This is a genomic window from Pseudomonas sp. AM8, assembly GCF_036346475.1.
Classification (GTDB): domain Bacteria; phylum Pseudomonadota; class Gammaproteobacteria; order Pseudomonadales; family Pseudomonadaceae; genus Aquipseudomonas; species Aquipseudomonas marginalis.
In genome coordinates this window covers 406,328-426,110 of the sequence record NZ_JAOTNX010000003.1, presented here as the reverse complement: position 1 = coordinate 426,110, position 19,783 = coordinate 406,328, and the positions used below count along the sequence as shown (strand labels likewise).

7 protein-coding genes and 1 tRNA gene are annotated in these 19,783 nt (G+C 57.9%); 2 read left to right on the top strand and 6 right to left on the bottom strand.

Annotated features, from left to right (window positions below; all coding sequences use genetic code 11):
* Nucleotides 1-564: 564 nt before the first annotated feature.
* The 5 genes from V3W40_RS11345 to V3W40_RS11320 all read right to left on the bottom strand — a co-directional run bounded on the left by V3W40_RS11345 (nucleotide 565) and on the right by V3W40_RS11320 (nucleotide 16,534).
* Entirely contained in the window at nucleotides 565-966 is a 402-nt protein-coding gene (locus V3W40_RS11345) for a hypothetical protein (RefSeq protein ID WP_330215031.1), read from the bottom strand.
* Nucleotides 963-13,217: a two-partner secretion domain-containing protein gene (locus V3W40_RS11340; RefSeq protein WP_330215030.1), complete on the bottom strand. Its 12,255-nt coding sequence runs from the start codon at nucleotides 13,215-13,217 to the stop codon at nucleotides 963-965. Before V3W40_RS11340 ends, V3W40_RS11345 begins: the two co-directional genes overlap by 4 nt.
* A 33-nt stretch (nucleotides 13,218-13,250) precedes the next feature.
* The gene (locus V3W40_RS11335) at nucleotides 13,251-14,972 is read right to left on the bottom strand and encodes a ShlB/FhaC/HecB family hemolysin secretion/activation protein (protein WP_330215029.1); all 1,722 of its coding nucleotides are present in this window, start codon (nucleotides 14,970-14,972) and stop codon (nucleotides 13,251-13,253) included.
* Between the two features lie 532 nt (nucleotides 14,973-15,504).
* Nucleotides 15,505-15,577: transfer RNA gene (locus V3W40_RS11325), tRNA-Asn, on the bottom strand.
* Between the two features lie 60 nt (nucleotides 15,578-15,637).
* Nucleotides 15,638-16,534, bottom strand: coding sequence for a LysR family transcriptional regulator (locus tag V3W40_RS11320; RefSeq protein WP_330215028.1), 897 nt, complete (start codon nucleotides 16,532-16,534; stop codon nucleotides 15,638-15,640).
* A gap of 100 nt (nucleotides 16,535-16,634) precedes the next feature.
* Between V3W40_RS11320 and lldD the strand changes: the two genes are divergently transcribed.
* Nucleotides 16,635-17,777 carry an FMN-dependent L-lactate dehydrogenase LldD gene (lldD, locus tag V3W40_RS11315; protein WP_065923910.1) on the top strand — a complete coding sequence of 381 codons (1,143 nt, stop codon included), beginning with the start codon at nucleotides 16,635-16,637 and terminating at the stop codon, nucleotides 17,775-17,777.
* Nucleotides 17,778-18,059: 282 nt separating this feature from the next.
* The gene (locus V3W40_RS11310; protein ID WP_137212746.1) at nucleotides 18,060-18,986 is read left to right on the top strand and encodes a GGDEF domain-containing protein; all 927 of its coding nucleotides are present in this window, start codon (nucleotides 18,060-18,062) and stop codon (nucleotides 18,984-18,986) included.
* A 21-nt stretch (nucleotides 18,987-19,007) separates the two neighbouring features.
* Here V3W40_RS11310 and V3W40_RS11305 read toward each other — a convergent pair whose 3' ends face one another.
* Complete coding sequence (locus tag V3W40_RS11305; RefSeq protein WP_442962837.1) at nucleotides 19,008-19,778, bottom strand: TenA family transcriptional regulator; 771 nt, start codon at nucleotides 19,776-19,778, stop codon at nucleotides 19,008-19,010.
* Nucleotides 19,779-19,783: the final 5 nt, after the last annotated feature.

Below are 19,783 nucleotides of genomic sequence, written 5' to 3'. Positions count from 1 at the left end.
ACTCGAACCAGGGACCCAATGATTAACAGTCATTTGCTAGCTGTTAGTCGCAACGGTGCCACGGAAGAGCGTGGTGGAGAGATAGGGTTGCTGCATAGCGTGCGCTGTATGAGCTCAGCACGCCACGAAAGTTAGTCGTGTTGGATTGGGTTGTCAAAGCGTGGTAAAGCAATGACTTGTAGGAAAAGGAGGCGGCGGCAGTCAGCTAACGGGCGGACTTCAGAGGGGGGTTGTAACAATACGGGGGAGCAGTAACAGAGTTCAGACTAAGGTTAAAACGACAAACCAGATAATAGAGTCGTGCCCCCCTTTCTCTGTCTGAGAGTTCCCTTATTTTCTCACCTAAGTAGCCAGCCCTCTCGCCAACAAACTCCGACGCATGAGAACCAGCCATATTACTGATGGCCTCAGCTGAAACTTAAACATAGATCTTTAGTTGATTAGTTATCGATCACCCACTTTTATACCCCAGAGCGCCACGCACAAAATTATCCAGCAGCAAATAAATAGCATCCTCTCCTCTGCCCATAATCCAGTCAGCAAAATATCAGGCATCTGAGGCAATCAGGAATCAACGCCAACAACTTGCATCATCCAGTCCTCCCTAAGCCCAACCAAAATATTCATAACATTCGAATACGTTAAAAAAGGTATAGATAATGATATGTTAGATGCCCCACAAACTATGTCCAAAGGAACAAAAAAATCCAAGTCACCTGAGTGACTAGCATTTGAGAATAACTCCACACTTAGGTGACTTCGGATACTAAAAATATCACCATAAAAAACCTTACACATCAACTCACCCCCCCCAAAAGCAAAACCATCCAGATATATATCTAACCGCCCTTCTTCAAGATTGGTAGAAAATATGACTTGGCCATCTTCAGCCTCCGTATAAAAATGGCCTCGACCTAAAGCCTGTATGCTTTTCATTCTTTTCTCAAGAGTTCGACGAATTTTCATTTTCCAATACCCTTTAAAAACTCCTTCAAGCCATCTTTTGTCGCTGGAAAGCTGAAGGAAAAGTTCTGATTGACATTATTAATGCTACCAGTCCCGAGCATAGAGCCTTCCGGTGATGCATAGCGCCCTCTCAACGTAATTGTTTTTGCGCCTTGGGACTGAGAGTAAGCAAGCATTTTCTTCAACGGCCCAACCAACTCAGCTGCGCCATCGGCGCCAACCCCGAAAAATCCTTTAGATGTTCCAACTGCAAATTCATCAAATATTATTTCATTATTATTCAGAGTGACTTTTGGCGAGTAAATCGTTCCTACACCATTCGCTGCATCAAAAGATGCTTTTCCTAAGTCCTTGGGTATTCCTTTCGCACTAGCCTTGCCCACACCAAACAGGACAGCAGCCCATTTGGAATACCAACCAATCGTTTGGGGCGCCACATCAATGCCTACCTCCGCAGCCGCATTACTCGCTGCGCCTAACACGCCTTGGGCGATACCTACCGCGAGTACTTTGTTTAGGGAATTATAGTTCATCAAGTCAACCGCTCCCAGCATGCGCGACACCTCATCAGGTAAGCTACCACTGGCTCGTACTTGAGAAATCAGCTCATGCGTTTTGTTATTGCTCACAACCCAATCGCCGTAAAGCTCCCTACATTTCACAGGGTCACTCTCGCAGATGCCATTTAGACGTTTTTCATTTTCCTCATTCAAATCAGCATATTTATTAATGAGTTTGTCGCAGGTATTTGTAGCTTCGCAGGTCTTCGCTTCACCTATTAGTGCCTCAATTTCTTTGTGCTGCAGTTCGTTATAAATCGTTCCCTGCTGCGCTACCCAGCCTGCAACCTCCTGGTCTTTTGCACTCCCTCCCAAACCTGCCGCAACCGTCATTCCGATCAATTGAGAAGTCATGGCTAAGAGCCGCTCGTGGGCCGCACCTGGGAACAAGTCGTCCCCAAATGCTTGCACCAGCGCTTTGTTAGCGCCTGCTGCAATTGCACCAGAGGCGAAATCTCCACCTGCAGCCTCCGCGATCAGTCCCCCAACGATCGCGTGTACCGCTACTTTAGTGGAAAGCTCTGAACCAACCAGCTTCGTACCCACCTGCTCATAAATCATTCCAGATAGAAGGCTCGCACTGAGATCAAGGGCCGCTTGGCCAATATTTCTAGTAAAACTGCCGCCATTCACGACGGTTTTAAGCGCAGAATTGACAGCGAGTTGTCTCCCTAAATCTGCTGCAGTGAATGCTCCAGTCACACCAAAAAGCTTTGCTATAGGGCCACTAAGTCCTGCGATCGCGTAGCCTTTCAGGCTGTCAGAAGAGGTTACATCCTTAGCAATATCTCCCAAGTTCCCTTTGTTATTGATAGCGCTCGTAGCTGTTTTCACAGCAACTCCTGTGTACACAGCGCTTGCGGCGAGGCCTGTAGTGGAAGTAGCTGCAGCGCCTACAAGTTCGGCCCCCAATCCCCAAGTAAAATAGGTGACTATGATAGCAATCACCAGGGCTGCACCACCTCCCAAACTTGAGTTGTTATATTTGAAGCTCTCGTGAATTTCTTGGACCTTGCGCCAGTCCACATCACCACGCTTCTCCGCCTCTTTAAGCCAAGCTAGTTGCGGATCTGCCTTGACCATTGCATCGATAGCTTGGCTGACCGTCTGCTGATTAACGTGTTTTACGTCGATGTTCAGTCCATCGACGGCCTTGATCACAATGCTGCCCTTGGCAGACATCTGAGTCTGCTTGAAGGTCTCGTCGGTGTTACCGGCACCGCTCATGCTGTTCCAGGCGAAGCTGCTTTTGCTTTTTTGGTGACTTTCTTGATGAAGATCCTTCATCCCTTCGAAGCTGACACTGCCACCACTGACAATCGTCAGATCTTCTCCACTTTCCAACCTGGCAACCTGATATTTCTGGTCACCCTGGCTCTGAATTGTAAGATCGCCCCCAGTCTTGATCTGACTGCCTATATTGCTGACTTTCATCAACTCATCACGCTGAGTTTTCCCTGAGCCGAACCCTCCTCCTCTTTTCATGTCGTACAGCGAATAATCGCTGTCCTCAGCTGAAAGCAGTCCGAGGTTCTTGGCCGCAACGAGGTAGGCTTCATCACCCGCGCTGATACGACTGGCAATCAACGCCAGGTCTTTACCCGCGCTCAACGTCACATCGCGGCCGGCAGTTACACTCGTGGATATCTGGCTGACGTGGTCTTCTTGGCGCTTGGTGCTGGATGTCTTGGAATAGGAGTGCTGCTCATCAGCGCCTGAGGCCAAGTAGATATCGCCGCCCGAGCTCATCGATACGTCGCGCTTGGCCTCGATTTCGCTGGCAATCGCAGTGAAGTCACGCCCCGCAGTCACTTTCAGATCACGCCCGGTCTCAACACTTGAACCACTCTGGGTAATTTCCTCGGAGCGATTACGCTTGCCCCCATTCATCGTGTCGTGCTGTTGCGCAGCAATCAGATTGACGTCGCGCCCAGCAACGATGGTGGTGTCATTGCCGCTTTGCAGCACGCCACCTTCACTGGTGACGTCACGACCGGCCCTGATGCTCAAGTCGCTGACAGCTTCGATGCGGGCAGCGCTGTCGATGTAATCGTTGTGTTTGGAGAAGCCGATGTTGTAACCCGCACCGGTCATGGTGCGCTCGTTGATCACGTCGCCGTTGATCGCAGTCATCGACACATCGCGCCCCGCAATAATGCCGCCGGACTTGTTGACGATACTGTTACCGGCCAGCAGGTCCAGGCGATTCCCGGCCTCGATCAAGCCTCTGTTGATCAGGTCGTTGCCCGCGACTGCCGACAGGTTATTGCTTGCGCGCAATGTTCCAGCGTTTTCCAGGTCTTTCCCGGCGATCAAGTTCACATCTTGGCCCGCTATCAGCGCGCCATTGGGCGCCAGGCGACCGTCGGCCTGGGCCAGGTACAACACTGGTACCAGCACTTTTTCTCCGTTGACCACGTGCTCTTCCAGCCAGACGATATCGTGGGTCAGTGCAGCCACTTGCTGCCCCGTCAGCGACACTCCTACCGATAGGCCGAGAGCCTGTTTGCTGCGGATAGCGTTGTCCATCAGGTAACGGAATACCGCCTCGTCCGAGGTCTGGCCGTCGATAAACCGTTGCCCGGTACGCTCGACAATGGCCTGCTGAATCAAGCGCTGTTCATAAAGACCATCACCCAAGCGTTTGGCGCTTTCATCAGGCTGATATCCAAGGCCTGCAAGCAAGTAATCTGAGCTCATGAACTGCTTGAGATCAGTGAGTACAGGGTTGGTTTCGACCAAGTATTTATGTGGCTGAGAGGTCGCCTTGCTTGAAGGTAGGCCTTCCACGCGTGTAATAGTCTGACGACTGACTAACGAAGCTTCCCCGCCAACAGGCTGACCTACCGATGCCACACCCACGACGGCGGCCAGCGGAGTAACACCAGGAATGCTTAGGTCGGGGGCTGTAACATCATGCTGACTATCGTCTACGTGAGTCGTGCGATCTACGTTGATGTTACTCGCCTCGCGGGCGGCGACAGTCACTTGAGGAGTGCTCGCCGTGATGAGGCCTGCATCGTCGAATTGGATCGTACGCCCTTGTTTTTCAGGCATGGCTTGTTGGCGCTGAGTCAAGCCGATGTCAGCTGCGCCCATGGTCCAACTTTGCGCTTCAGGACGAGCCTGCCCCGCCTGCTGGGTGCTCGCGCCCTGCTCGCTCAAGCGGAACAGGCCGTTTTTGCCGCTGGGCAGGCTGAACCCCGGCAGCGTCAATGGGTCGACTTTCTGCTGAGCTAGATCCGGAGGCAGTTGGCGATTGAGGCTGATGATCGTGGAGTTGCCAGTACCTGAAACCTGGGTATCGATGTCGCGAGATGATCCGGCAACGGTTGTACTAAATGAACGCTCGACACCGTTCGTGATTTTGTTGGCCGCATTGATGGACACATTACCGCCGGCTTGAATAACGGCAGGTACAAAACTGGCCCCTGGAGAAGCAATTATTTTTTCGGCGAACGGTGTGGCGTTGAGGATTTCTGCCGGGGCCTGAACAGTGACGCCTGGTATGAAGTTAGCTTTAGGGACTTTCGCGCCAACCCCTCCCTTTGGCCCGAAATTCAATGTATAGGTTGCAATAGCTTGACCACGATCGCTGGGCTGCTTAAGTCCAACGCCGCTTTCCTGTTCTGCCGCGTTCCAGAAACGAATACTCCGGTTATACCTTGGGTCGTTTTTCGCGTTGTAGTTAAATATCCGCGACCACAGATCCACGCTGGGGCGCATCGTTATATACTTGAGACTCTGATACCCCCCCAGTGCACTGGCTGTGTTGTTAAAATCATTAACTGCAATGTTGATATCGCTGACAGCGGAAACAGTAGAGTTAAAGTTCTCGAACTTATCACCCTGCACACTCAGCTTTTTGCCCGACACGAGACTGGCCGCCACCTGCTCACCCGTGGCCTCGACATTAAAGTTTTGCTGCCAGACGAGATGAGAGGTGAAAACACCATTCTGTCCGACATAGCTACAGTCAAGGCACCTCACCCCAATCGAGGCAGACACCGCGTTCGTGGCCTTGACACTGAAACTCTCCATCTTATTCGCCACAACCGCTGCCTTAAGCGACATATCCCCCGTCGACTCAATCCGCCCAGACAGGTTATCCACCCGCGCTGCACGCTCAACACCGTTATATCCACCCACCTCGACCCCGCCGAGGCTGTAAACATCGCTGTAGGTGTTGGTCAACGTCCCCACCTGCAACTTCATGTCGCCACCGCTGAGCAACAGCGAACCCTCATTGGCCCGAATCCGTTCGTTGGTCAGGGTCTGCGCATTGATCAGTAAATTCTGTGCGCTCGCCAAAGTGCCCAAGTTACTGACTCCGCCGGCGTTGATCGTCATGCCACTGTTGGAAGTCAAGCGCCCCCGGTTGGTCAACTGCCTGGCCACCGTCACGTTGGTCAGCCCTCCACCGGCCATGCTTGCCGGCTCGTTAAGAGTCATCTGCGCCGCCAATACGTCCAGCGCCCCAACGCTGCTAACCCGTCCATCCCCCTGGTAATTGCCGGTCAATTGCAACGCCAGGCTGCCGTCACTGGCAATCACCCCGTTGTTCGTCCAGTTCCCGCCCTTGCCTTCCAGGCGCGTAGACGCCAGCAGTTGGCCGGTTTGCGTTTGGGTGAAGTTATTGACGTTAACGTTCAGGCGCCCGGCCTGGATCACGCTGCTGTTGGTCCAGGTGTCGGCGTTAAGTGTCAGGCCACCACGGGTGACGATGCTGCCGCCTGCACCGATGACGTTGGGCAAGGAAATATCAAAGTCACCCTCGCCCACATGCAACAATTGGCCGCCGCTGTTCTGGAAGTTGTTCGCCGCCAGGGTCAGGTCGGTGTTGGCGGTTTCTACCACGCCATTGCGGTTATCAAACAGATTGCCGATCTCGAACAGAGTCTTGCCTTCGCGTCCCAGGGCGCGCAGCTTGCCGCCCTGGTTGTCGACGCTGTCGGCAGCCACGCTCAGTGTTGTATCGCTTTCAATCACACCCGAACGGTTGACCAGTACGCCGCCCACGCCCAGGTCGATCGCGCCGCCGGCCATTTGCCCGGCGCTGTTGTCCAGGTTCAGGCCTGAGAAACGCAACAACCCTGTGGCGAACGCGGCGCCGTTAGCGTTGGCGAAGTAGTCGGCGTTGACCACGGTGTCGCCCGCCAGTGCGGCGATGCGGCCACCCTGATTGTCGAGGCTTGCAGCGGTCAGGTTCAGGCGTTGGCCTTGGGCGATGCCGCCCAGGTTGCTCTGGTCATAGCCGTTACGCAGAACGCCGGTCACTTTGGCATCCAGCAACCCCTTGAGGCTGGCCAAGGTACCGCCACGATTATCCAGCGTGTTGGCTTTCAGGTAAGTGTCGCCGGTTTGCGCCAGCAGTTTGCCGCCCTGATTGTCGATGTCGCCAGTGATGTCCACATTCAGGCCGTTCTGGCCTTGCACCCTGCCCTTGGCGTTGTTCAGGCTGGAAGCGTTCAACTGCACATCAGCGGTCTGGCTGTAGATCAGCCCATCGGCCTGGTTTTGCAGCACGCCGCTGGTGGTGATTGCCACCCCTTCCTTACCGGCGATGGTGCCGCGCTCGCTGTTGTTCAGCCCGCCGGCAAACAGCGTCAGCAGACCTTGGCTGGCGATCTGACCGTCTGCGTCGTTGTAGACTTGGTTTGCTCGTTGCAGCAGCAACGGACCAACGCTGGCGAGTTTGCCGCCACCGTTGTTGAGGTTGCCAAGCAGGTCAAGGGTCAACCGGCCGTTGCTGACCAGGATGCCGCCGTTGTTGGTCAGGTCCGTGCCGGTGATGGACAGGGCTTGCTGGGCGTTGATCGTGCCGGAGATGTTAGCCAGCGTGGTCGCTTGCACATCCAGGGCGGCGCCGCTGTCAATCAGGCCGCCGTTGGCATTGCTCAGTAGCCCGGAGACAGTCAGGCTCTGCCCCGCTACGCTGGAGAGAACCCCCTTGTCCCGGTTATCCAGGCTGGCCGCACTGACGTCCAGCCGGCCCTGGCTGACCAGTGCGCCCTCCGCGTTGTTGAGCAACGCCCCCGTCAGGCGCACATCCACAGCACCGTTGCGGCTGGACAGCGTTCCATGATTACTGTTGTCGAGGCTCTCACCACTGACTTTCAAGCCTTGCCAGCCGGACATCAAGCCATTCGCTGCGTTAAGCAGGTTACCTGCATTGAGCGTTAGCGCCTGGCTGCTGATCAGCTTGCCGGCGCTGTTGTCCAGGGTGCGCGCCGCCATCGAAAAGCTTTGCTGGCTGGAGATTTCACCGCCCTGGTTGTTGAGGTCACGCAGGTTTTTCAGGGTCAGCGGGCCGTCGGCAAGGAGCAGGCCGTTACGGTTATCCAGGTCGCTGTTGTTAAGGTCAATGGTCACGCCCTGCTCGCCGACAATACGACCGCCCGCCACTGCCAGGGCATTGACGTCGATGCCCAGCGCACCTTTAGCTGAAACCTCACCACCGCTGCCGGTATTGAGGCTGGCAGCGGTCAGGCTCAGGCTGCCTTTGCTGTTGATCAGGCCGCCCACAGTGTTATCCAGGGCCATGGAGTTGAGAGTGACAGCAGCGCCCAGCACGTTGCCATTCTGGTTATTCAAATCCGCACTTTGTACGGTCAGCGTTTGCGCCGCGCTGATCAAACCCTGCTCGGTGTTCATCAGCAGTCCATCACTCGTCAACTGCAGGTCACTGCGGCTACTCAAGGTGCCGCCACGGTTGTCCAAGGCCGCCGCGCGAGCATCAAGGCTGGCTGCGCCGATCAGGCCTTTGATGTTGCTCAGCGCCTGGTTGACGCGCAGGGTCAGACCTTGGTTGCTGAGCAGTTTGCCGTTGCTGTTATCCAGGCTTTGCGCGGCCAGGGTGAAGGCTTGGCCGCTGGAGATTTCGCCGTGCTGGTTGGTGACGGTGTTGAGGTTGTTGAGCAACAACGGGCCCTTGGCGTTGAGCAAGCCGCCTGTGTTATTCAATACGCCGTTGTTCAGGTCCAGGCTCAAGCCGGCGTTGCTGAACAGCTTGCCCCCTTGCTGGTCCAACCCGGTGACGCTGGAGGTCACGCCCTGCTCGCCGCCGATGTTGCCGCCGTTGTTCAACTGGCCGGTAGTCAGCGTCAAGGTGTCGCCGCTGTTGAGGCGACCTCCCTGGTTATTCAGCACGCCTGTGGTGACTGAGACCGGGCCCTTGCCGCTGATAGTGCCCTGTTCGTTACCGATGTTGGCACTGCGCAGCGTCAGGTTGCCATCGGTGACTAATTTACCACTGTGGTTATTCAGATTTTCGGTGACGGCGACGTTCAGGCCTTGGGCACTGGAAAGGCTGCCCTCGCTGTTATTGAGGCTGCGCGCCTTGATACTCAGCGTATCTTCACTGCCCAGCACACCTTGGCTGTTGTCCAAGTCGCCTGCCAGTTCCAACATCAACGGTTGTTGGCTGAGCAGCTTGCCACCGTTGTTGTCCAGCGACGTGCCGGTCAGGGTCAGGCGCTGGCCGCTCATTACACCCAGTGTGCGGTTGATGATCTGATCAACCGTAAGGCTCAGGCCGCCTTCCGCATACACCACGCCCTTGTCACTGTTGTTCAATTGCTGGCCGGTGACGGCGACGTCGGCGTTGCCGGTCAGCTCACCGGCGCGGTTGTCGATCATATCTACGTCGAGTTTCAGCGCTTTTGTGGCGCCTACCAGACCATTACGGTTATCCAGGCTGGCGCCGCGCAGGTGCAGGCCTTCGGTGCTGATCAGCTTGCCGTTCTGGTTGTCGATGCTCGCGGTGATAGCCGTAACCTGGGCCTTGCCGGCGATCTCGCCATGACGGTTATCCAGGGCGGCGCCGGTCAGCAGCAGGGCGCCGTCGGCAATCACGCTGCCGCGTTGGTTATCCAACAGTTCGGTGGCGCTGATGGTTACATCACCCCGGCCACTGAGCAGGCCGTCAGTGTTGTTCAAGCGGGTGCTGCGGGCGTCGAGGCCAACGGCGTTGATATGGCCTTTGACGTTGGTCAGCGCCTGGTCAACGCGCAAGGTCAGCGCTTGGTTGCTGATAAGTTTGCCGTGGCTGTTGTCGAGTTTTTTCGCGGCCAAGGTGAAAGCGTTCTGGCTGGAGATTTCGCCGTTCTGGTTATCGATACTGGCAAGGTTTTTCAGCGCCAGAAGGGGAGCGTTGATCACGCCTGCGTTGACCAGTTCGCCGTTGTGCAGGTCGAGAGTCAGTTGCGTGGTGCTCACCAGCTCGGCGCCGCCCCGTTGAGTCAGGCCGGTGAAGTTGGCGTTCAGGCTGCCGACGCTGCCGATATGCCCGCTGTTGGTGACTTGGGTGGCCGTGAGGTCGAGGCTGTCGGCACTGGTGACGCGCGCGCCAAAGCCGTTTGTGAACACGCCGGTAGTGAGGGTTGTGGCGCCCTGGCTTTTGAGCAGACCGTTGGTGTTATCGAGGCTAACGCTGGTCAGCTTGAGGCCTTGTGCACTCTCGAGGGTCCCGTCTGTATTGAGCACGTCCGTGGCGCTACTGAGGGTCAGCGGGCCGGCTCCGGAGAGGCTGCCGCCAGTGTTATCGAGGCGCTGAACAGTCAGGTCCATCGAACCTTCACTGGTGAGTTTGCCGCGGGTGTTGTCCAGGCCCGCCGACAGTTGCACCACCAAAGAGTGCTTGGCGCCGAAGATGCCTTCAGTGTTATCCAGGCGAGCGCCAGTAAAGCGGGTGTTCTGGGCGAAGACCAGACCTCTCGCCTGGTTGATCACCTCGTCCATCGCCAGCTCCAACGCAGTCCCGGCCAGCAGCTTGCCGCCACTGTTGTCCAGGCGCTGGCCGCTGAGGTCTATGTTTTGCTGGCTGGAAATTTCCCCGGCGCGGTTGTCGAGGTTGCTGACTTTGAGCTTCAGCGCTTTTGTAGCAGTTACCAGGCCCTTGTCGCGGTTATCCAGGGTGTCGGCGTTGAGGGTCAGGTTGCCCTGGGCGACCAACTCGCCGCCCTGCTGGTTCAATACACCTACGGTGGCCTCCAGATCATCTTGGCTGGCGATGCGGCCCTTGGCATTGTTGACGTTGTCCAAGGTCAGGTGAACCGGGCCGATGGCGCTGGCAAGACCACCCTGGTTACTCAGCGATTGCCCTGCGATGGCCAACGCCTGCTTGCTGTAGAGTACGCCTTCACGGTTATCTATCTGGCCAACTTGCAGGTCTAGACTCTGATTGGCACGTACCGCACCAACACTGTTATCCAGCCTGGTACTACGCAGGATCAGCAGGTTTTGCCCGAACAGCCGGCCGGTGCGGTTGTCCACACCGCCCGCCTGGATATCCATCACGCCTTTGGCCAGCACTGCACCCTTGGCTTGGTTGTCCAGTAGCCCTTCGACCTTCACCGTCAAGCCACCATCGCTCACCAGGCTGCCGGACTGGCTGTTATCCAAGCTGGCCGACGTGACGTTCAAACGCTGGCCGCTGCCCAAGGTGCCACCCTGGTTGAAGAGTGCGCCGGTGGTGGTCAGGTCGAGGCTGATATCCCCCATTACCTTGCCGCCATTGCGGTTATTCAACGTCATCGCGTTAACCACGCTTGCACCGCTGCTGGACACCTCACCATCGTCATTGAGCAGGTCGGCACCGAGGGTCAGTGCCAAGTCCTTGGAGCTGCTGAACACGCCGCTGCTGTTATCCAGACGGGCCGCCTCGGTGGTGAGCCCGGCGGCGGAAATCACACCTTTAAGGTTGACCAACGCCAGGTCGATTTTGAGGCTTAACGCTTGATCACTGAGCACCTTGCCGGAGCCGTTGTCGAGGCTGCTGGCAGCCAGGACAAATGATTGCGTACTGGAAATTTCGCCTTGCCGGTTATCAACGGCATTGAGGTTATTCAGAGTCAGTTGACCGCGGGTGTTGATCAAGCCGCTACGGTTGTCGAGGTGGCCATGGTTAAGGTCCAGGGTTAAACCTGTGGTACTGACGAGCTGGCCGCCGTCATGCTGATCAAGGTTGTGCAGGTTGGCCGTGATAGCTTGAGCGCTAGCGATCTGGCCGGTGGCGCTGTTATCCACCGCGCCCGCTTCCAGGTCCAGGTTGCCCTGGCTGGTGAGCGAACCCCTCTGGCTGTTGTTGAGCGAGCCGGTAGTAACATGAACAGCCTGGCGCCCGGCAATAAGACCCCCCTGGTTATTGATCAGGCCCGTGGCATTCAAGCTTAACGACTGCCCCGCCGACACCAGCCCAGCCACGTTATCCAAAGAGGCCAGTTGCAAGGTGACCTGTGCCTGGCTCGACAGCTCGCCATTGCGGTTGATCAGTCGCCCGATGCCTGCCGTCAAGTTTCCCGTGCTGGTGACCAGACCGTTTTGGCTATTGAGCAGTTGCTCGGCCTTTATATCCAGGCTTCCCGCACTCAAGATGCGTCCCTGATTCTGGTTATCCACACGCGTAGCGGTCAGTTGCGCAGTGCGCTGAGCACTCAACGTGCCGCCCTGATTCGCCAGTTCACCGGTGCCGATGGTCAGGTCACGGCTGGCGATCACAGTCTTGCCGCTGTTATCGATAGCCTGTGCGGTCAAGCGCACGTCGCCTTGGGTATTGCGGCTGTTATCGGCGTTGACGCCCGCTTCGATAATCCCGTTATTGGTCAACCGCCCAGCGGCGTCCAGGGTGATGCTGTCCTTGGCAGCGAGAGTTTGTTGATTGGTCAGGGCACCTTGGGTTTTCACCGACAGATCGGTCCCGGCGTAGACCGCGCCTTTCGCGTCGACACTCTGAGCTTTCACGTTAACGGCTGCGGCGGCCGAGGTCTGGCCCATAACCACATTGCCCGCCACATCAATCTGGATGTCACCACCCGCGACCATGTCCCCGGACAGTTTCACCCCCACACCCGCTTCGGTGCCCACCAGCTTGACCGCGCCTACGTACATACCGCCCAGCGCCGACGAATCAATCGCCAAATCCGGCGCCTTGCTGCCGTCCGATGCACGCGCCGTGGCGTTCAAGGTGCGTGCGTCCACATCGTTGCGACCCGCGACAATGGTGAGTTTTTTTGCCTGGATCTGCGCGTTAATGGTGGTGGCGCGGGTGATGATTTCGAACTGGTCGACGTTGCTGGCATTCAGGCCGGTGCCGTCAATGGCAACGCTACCCTGATCAACTTGGTAGCGAGTGATCTGGCCGTTTTCGATCACCGCCTTGCCGGTGGTCAACGTGGCCTGCGGCGTGTTGATAAAACCGCAACCGTTGCAGGTGACACCATACGGGTTGGCCACGATCACGTGGGCCGATTGCCCCGCCACCTCGGTGTACCCGCGCAACTGACTCGGACTGCCGCCGTTGACCTCGTTGAGGATCACGCTGGCTGCTGTACCGTTGAGGTTCTGGTTGCCGAGGATGATCCCGCCCAACTGGGTCGACTGGGTGCGGCTGGTGGCGTTGTTGAGGATGACGCCCTGCTGGCCGACGTTGTAATCCTGGAACTGGTTATGGGACAACCCGCTGCCATTGGGCGCCGCGATATTGACGATGGGTACGCCGTTACCCGCCTGGCCCAGCGTTGTGCCGGGTGCGCTCACCACAATCCCATCTGCCTGGGCCAGCAACGGCTGCCAGAACATCGCGTTGGCCAGCACCAACGCCAAGCCGCGCTTGGGCACTCCCAGGAAAGTGGAGCGCGTTTTCAGGGCCGCAGAAGGTTGGCGCGCGAGGAAGGCGAACTGGCGAACGTCCATGTCATATCTCGATGCCCAAGGGGCGGTAAAGATTTAAAGGAAGAAATCCATACGGAAATAAACCGGCGCTTCACGTTCAGTGATCGGCCCCGGGCGTTCCAAAGAGTGTGCAAAAGTCACCGTGGCGGCGACGTTCTGGCCGCGCGCGAACAGCTCCACGGAGTTGCTGGTCATGCGTCCGTGTTGTTCGGCGTTATAGCGACCGTGGCTGATCACGCCTTGGTCATAACCAAGGCTGGTGCCATATTCATTGAACACCGGCTGCAACCACGCGATGGTCACCGGGCGGCTCCAGCGCAGGTCGTTGCGCCAGTAGCCGCCGCTGTCGCCGGACAGGCTTTGATCCTTGTAACCGCGAATCGACGACTGCCCGCCCAGGCTCATGCGCTGTGGGCTGAACAGCACGTCTTCACTGCGCTGGCCGGTCATCAGGCTGCTGAAACTGAACGACTCGCCCCACAGCTTGAACGGGTACAGGTAGCTCAGGGTCGCGGTGTATTTGCGGTAGCGCGCATCGGCCTGGCCGGGGCGCGGATTGTGGTTGGCCTGGGCGTCGAATGCGCCAATGCCGTCCTGCATGCCCAGGTCGATGTTGAGGAATGAGCCGCCGATACGTCGACCATGGTTGATGCCGAACTGGGCTTCGCTGAGGCGGTTACTGCTCAACGCGAGCTTGCTGTCTTCGATGAAGTTGTTGGTGCGCAGGTACGCCACGCCGGTGCTGAGGGAGGTTTTGCTCAGGGCATCGCGGTGAATCACCCGTTCCAGGCGCAGTTGGTGGTTCTGGCTGTCGCCGGACTGCTTGAAGTTGAAACCGCTGGCTTGGGCCAGCGAGCGGTATTCGGTTTCGCTGTAGGTGTAGTTGAGGTTCCACCAGCCGAACGGCAGGCTGTAATTGAGCATCGAGTTGCGCGAGGTTTTCTGGTGGTCGCTGACGGCATCGTGGCCGCCACGCAGGGAGAGTTGGTCGGCAAGGCCAAGAGGGTTGTCCCAATCCAGGCTGGCGCCCCATTGCTGTTCACCGGTGCTGCGCTGGCCGCCGTTGTGGCGGGACAGGCCGACGCGCCAAGGTTTTTGCGGGGTGTTTTTGACCAGCACGTCGCTGCCGCCGACTTCCTTGCCGGGGGCCAATTCCATCTGGGCCTGGTTGGAGGGCAGACGGTTCAGTTGGTCGACCATCTGCTCGATCTCGCGCAGGTTAAGCAACTCGCCCGTCTTGCCCGGAAAGCTCATGGCCAATTGTCGATCGGTAATGCCGCTGCCTTCAGCGCCCTTCAAGCTTTCCAGCTTGCCCTCGACGACTTGGATTTTGAGGACGCCGCTGGAGAGGTCTTGTTGTGGCAAGTACGCGCGGCTGGTGACCAAGCCTTTGCCCAAGTAGCGGTCGGTGATGACCTTGAGCAGCTCATTGAGTTGGGGCACGCCAAGGCATTGGCCAATATAGGGTTTGATCAGACTGGCGCGCTCACCTTCGGACAAGGCATCGGCGCCGGCAAGTTCGATGGTTTTGATCGTAAAGCAGCGCGTGTCGGCGGGCGCTGTCGGCTTGGTAGGCGTAGCAGCTTTGCCGGGCAGGTCCTTGAGTTCTTCGAGGCGGCGTTGTTGCTCTTCGAGCAGGCGATCCTGGCGGTCACGGATCAGGTCAGTAACGCCCGGCGTGTTCTGCGGGGTAGCGCCTTGAGCTGTCCCAGCAAAGCCCAGGCAAAAAAAAGCGGACAGCAGACTGAGCCTGGTCCGGTGTGCCGAACGCCACATTTCTAGATCCCTCTACATGGCTTTGTGCCATCAATTGGCGGCGATCTTATGGTGGCGTTTTAGTGGCGTCAATTAAATGTACAACTTTGTTTCAGTGGTGACACACGATCACTTGTAGTCTGAAAAATTAAGGCCTTTAACATCAATTACTTAACAGAAATCGTGAACATGCAATTCAGGTCCGTACTTGGCAACGCAATTGGGAGGTAAATTCGCGCCTCTGGCTTAGCCGGCAGTTTTTTATGGGAGAAAACCGCTCAATGGTGGTGCTATTGGCTGATTGCCTTTTTTAGAGGAGTGCGGCCAGTGAGGTATACCCCATCATCGGCGCAGAACGCGCCCAGATTGACGCCAACCGCAGTTTTACCCGGCCCGCCTTTGGTTGAAACGACCGCAGTGACTTTCATGATATTGACCTCTGAATCGTAGGATTTGAGATGCATTCATGCGGGTCACGCTGTGCGCTTTGATCACCCCGGAAAAATCCAGAGCAAAAAAAAGCCTGCATCGCTGCAGGCTTTTCCCTATCTTGCTCCACGACCTGGACTCGAACCAGGGACCCAATGATTAACAGTCATTTGCTCTACCAACTGAGCTATCGCGGAATGCGCCGTATGTTACTGATTGAAAAGGAGAAGTCAAGCTTTCCCTGACGGCCTGGACGATTAATTCGGATGACCGGCTGAAAGCTGCTGCTCCTTGGCCAGGTCCAGCCAGGCGCGCACGGCGGGGGGCAGGTGGGCGCTGGCGCGCCAGGCCAGGGCGATGTGCCAGTCGGTGTGGGGTTCGTCGAGAGGGATCAGGGCGATGCCTGCGTGTTGATGCTTGTGCGCCAGCATGCGGGGCAGGAAGGCGACGCCGAGGCCGGCGGCGACCAGGTCGACGATGAAGTCGATCTGCCCGCTGCGCGCCGCCACGCGGGGTATCACGCCTTTGCGCTCGCAGGCGGCGAGGATCTTGGCGTTCAGGGCGAAGCCGGCTTCGAACAGGATGAACGGCGAGTCCGCCAGGTCGGCGAAGTCGATGCGTTGACGCTGGGCCAGGGGGTGGCCCTTGGGCAGTACGGCCATCAGCGGTTCGTTGCGCACGGGCTGATAATCGAAACCTGCATCCACCGGCAGCAGCAACGCAGCGAGGTCGACCTCCCCCGCTTCCAGGCACTCGCGCAATCTCTTGCTACCGTATTCGGTGAGTTCGATGTCGATGTCCGGATAACGACTGCGATAGGTGGCAAACATCGTCGCAAACAACACCCCGCACCCCACCGGTGGCAGGCCGATGCGCAACACGCCGCGCTTGAGGCCGCGCAGGTCGTTGATCTCGGCGACCAGGTCATGGTGTTCGGCGAGCAGTACCAGGGCGCGGCGGTAGGCGATCTCACCCGCAGCGGTGAGTTCGTTGCGGTGACCCAGGCGATCGAGCAGCGGCATGCCGAGTTCTTCCTCCAGGGTCTTGACCGCCTTGCTCACCGTGGATTGGGTCAAGGCCACCACGTCGGCGGCCTGGGAGAATCCGCCCTGGCGCACCACTTCGACGAACGTGCGCAACGTTCTCAAGTTCATGGGTATTCCTTTAGCGACTGGTATCTAGCGATAAAAGTTGTTTTTATCATGACAGATATTTGCCTATCCTGACCCGCCCAGCCTTGTGGAGACACGCTTAATGATCATCTCGTCCGCCTCCGACTACCGCGCAGCGGCCAAACGCAAGCTGCCGCGCTTCCTGTTCGACTACATCGACGGCGGTGCCTACGCCGAGCACACGATGCGCGCGAACAGTTCGGACCTGGCCGAGATCAGCCTGCGCCAACGCGTGCTGCGCAATGTCGATAACCTCAGCCTCAAAACCACGCTGTTCGGCCAGGCCCTGGACATGCCGGTCATCCTCAGCCCTGTCGGCTTGACCGGCATGTATGCGCGGCGCGGCGAAGTACAAGCGGCAAAGGCGGCGGCGAACAAGGGCATCCCCTTCTGCCTGTCGACAGTGTCGGTGTGTTCGATTGAAGAAGTGGCGTCGCAGAGCCCGCAGTCAATCTGGTTCCAGCTGTATGTGCTCAAGGACCGGGGCTTTATGCGCAATGCCCTGGAGCGGGCCCAGGCGGCGGGGGTCACCACCCTGGTGTTCACCGTGGACATGCCCACGCCCGGTGCGCGCTACCGCGATGCCCACTCGGGCATGTCCGGGCCGTTCGCGGCGCAGCGGCGCATGTTGCAAGCCGTCACCAAGCCGCAATGGGCGTTCGACGTAGGGCTCATGGGCCGCCCCCACGACCTGGGCAATATCTCCAGGTACCTCGGCAAACCCACTCACCTGGAAGATTACATCGGCTGGCTGGCCAATAACTTCGACCCCTCCATCAGTTGGAAAGACCTGGAGTGGATCCGCGACTTCTGGAAAGGCCCGATGATTATCAAGGGCATCCTCGATCCTCAGGACGCCAGGGACGCAGTGAGTTTCGGCGCCGATGGCATCGTGGTTTCCAACCATGGCGGCCGTCAGCTGGACGGTGTGCTGTCCACCGCCAAGGCTCTGCCACCAATTGCCGATGTCGTGGGCGATGACCTGACGGTGCTGGTGGACTCCGGCATCCGTTCCGGGCTGGACGTGGTGCGCATGCTCGCCCTCGGCGCCAAGGCGTGCCTGCTCGGACGCGCCACCGCCTATGCACTGGCCGCCGACGGGCAGCACGGGGTAGAGAACCTGCTGGACATCTTCGCCAAGGAAATGCGCGTGGCCATGACGTTGACCGGTGTCACGTCCATCGACCAGATTGACCACAACACGCTGGTGCAATCAGCCAAATAACTGACGTCAGTGCTTAACGACCGTTTTTTACTTTAAAAACGGTCTTTGATTTGTAAGGTTTTTTATTTATTTAAACGAAATGGCACGAATCTCGCTCTAACACCTTCCAAGCAGGTCAAGCGATGACAAGACGTGCGGCAGTGCCCAGGGGTTATAAACCCCCAGTAAAGCGGTCTAAACTGTTTCCAATGTTTTACGGAACTGAAGGAACAGTAAGACGCCTGGCATTTGCCACTCTCATCCAGCCTGTAAGACAGCTAAGTGCTTAGAGGCCGTTTGCTTATGAAAACCCCCACCCAGACCAACGCAATTGACTTCGACAGTGCAAAATTGCAACGCCTGGGCTTTGGTCAGCCATCACTCGTACCTCGCCGCCCGACGACCGTCGCACAACTTCGCCAGCAACTGGGGATGCAATTGCAGACCAGCCTGGAACCGCAGCGTATCCTCGCGGTGTTTTTCCGTGAGATCCAGCGCCTGGTCCCCCTGGATGCCCTGCAATATCGCCACGAAACCAGTGACCTGCGCCTGGAGTTCGGCCACCGTGGCCACCACTCGGTGAGCTACAGCCTCAGCCACGAAGGCGAGCACCTCGGCGAGCTGGTCTTTCGCCGCAACCAGCGCCTGCTGGAAGAGGAACTCGGCCAGCTCGAATCACTGCTGTCGACCCTGCTCTACCCGATGCGCAACGCCCTGCTCTACCGCGTCGCCACCCGCAGCGCCCTGCGCGACCCGTTGACCGAAACGGGCAACCGCATTGCCATGGACCAGACCCTGCAACGGGAAATCGACATGGCGCGCCGGCACCTGAACCCGCTGTCCCTGCTGATGCTGGACATCGACCACTTCAAGACCATCAACGACACCCACGGCCATGCGGCCGGCGATAACGTATTGCGCGCCGTCGCCGGGGCGATCAAGAGCCAGTTGCGTAACGTGGACATGGTGTTTCGGTTTGGCGGGGAAGAGTTTCTGATCCTGCTGTCCAACACCGGCCGGGATGCGGCGGCCATGGTCGGTGAACGCCTGCGCCAGGCGGCACAGGCCCAGGATTATTGGGCGGAAGGAAGACGGATCGAATTGACGGTGAGCCTCGGTTGTTCGACCTTGCTGGCCGCCGAGTCGGCCGAGAGCCTGTTGCGTCGCGCCGACAGCGCCTTGTACGTGGCCAAGCGCGAAGGCCGCAATCGCCTGGCAATGGCGGGGTAAAACCCCGCCATCCCCGTTACATCACGCTTCGCTGGCGACGCGCAAAGGGCGCTCGCGCACAGCAGCGCTCGCCGGTTTTTCTTTCTCCAGGCGCATGCAACTTTCCAGGAACAGGTACATATAGTCGTAGCTCTTGCACACGGCCTGGCACAGCTCTGCCTGCAGTTCCCTGGTCGGGTTCATCCCGGCCAGTGTGCAGATGATTTCCAGGGCTTCCCAAGGATGGGCGTCGTCGTACTGGGCGTGCATCTTCAACCACTTCATCGCACGCTTGCGGTCTTCCTCGGGAAAGGCTGCCGCATACACGCCGGTGGAGCACACCACCGCCGACCATTCCCCCGTCGCCCCCTCAATCGCATAGTTGGTCGCGGCAATGGCCACGATCAACGAATCGGCCGAGCTGGTGTGCCAGCACCAGTGGCTCAGCGCATGCAACTCCGGCGGCACGTCCTGGGCCTGCAGTTCTTCGAGGCTGACGCCATGGGCACGCGCCCAATGCACCCAATAGTCCGCGTGGTTCAGCTCCACACGGATATTGCGCATCAACCAACGGCGCGCCATGTCTTCCCCCGGATGGCGGGCAAACTTGGTCTTGGTGAGGTTCTGTGCCATGTACAAGGCAAACTGTTCCACCACGGGCCAGCCACCGATCAGGTAGTGACGCATGGTCTTGGCGCTGAGCGTGTTGTCACGCATGCGTTGGTACAGTTCGTGTTCGACAACCCGGCGCTTGCTCTCGCTGCAGTCCTGGATCAATTGCTGAGCCCAGGCGGGGTAGCTTGAGGCTTCCATAAGCG

Bases quoted from the DNA above. Each gene is read 5' to 3' on its own strand.
- lldD (WP_065923910.1), top strand. From the start codon at position 16,635: ATGATCATCTCGTCCGCCTCCGACTACCGCGCAGCGGCCAAACGCAAG.
- V3W40_RS11320 (WP_330215028.1), bottom strand. From the start codon at position 16,534: ATGAACTTGAGAACGTTGCGCACGTTCGTCGAAGTGGTGCGCCAGGGC.
- V3W40_RS11310 (WP_137212746.1), top strand. From the start codon at position 18,060: ATGAAAACCCCCACCCAGACCAACGCAATTGACTTCGACAGTGCAAAA.
- V3W40_RS11305 (WP_442962837.1), bottom strand. From the start codon at position 19,778: ATGGAAGCCTCAAGCTACCCCGCCTGGGCTCAGCAATTGATCCAGGAC.
- V3W40_RS11340 (WP_330215030.1), bottom strand. From the start codon at position 13,217: ATGGACGTTCGCCAGTTCGCCTTCCTCGCGCGCCAACCTTCTGCGGCC.
- V3W40_RS11335 (WP_330215029.1), bottom strand. From the start codon at position 14,972: ATGTGGCGTTCGGCACACCGGACCAGGCTCAGTCTGCTGTCCGCTTTT.
- V3W40_RS11345 (WP_330215031.1), bottom strand. From the start codon at position 966: ATGAAAATTCGTCGAACTCTTGAGAAAAGAATGAAAAGCATACAGGCT.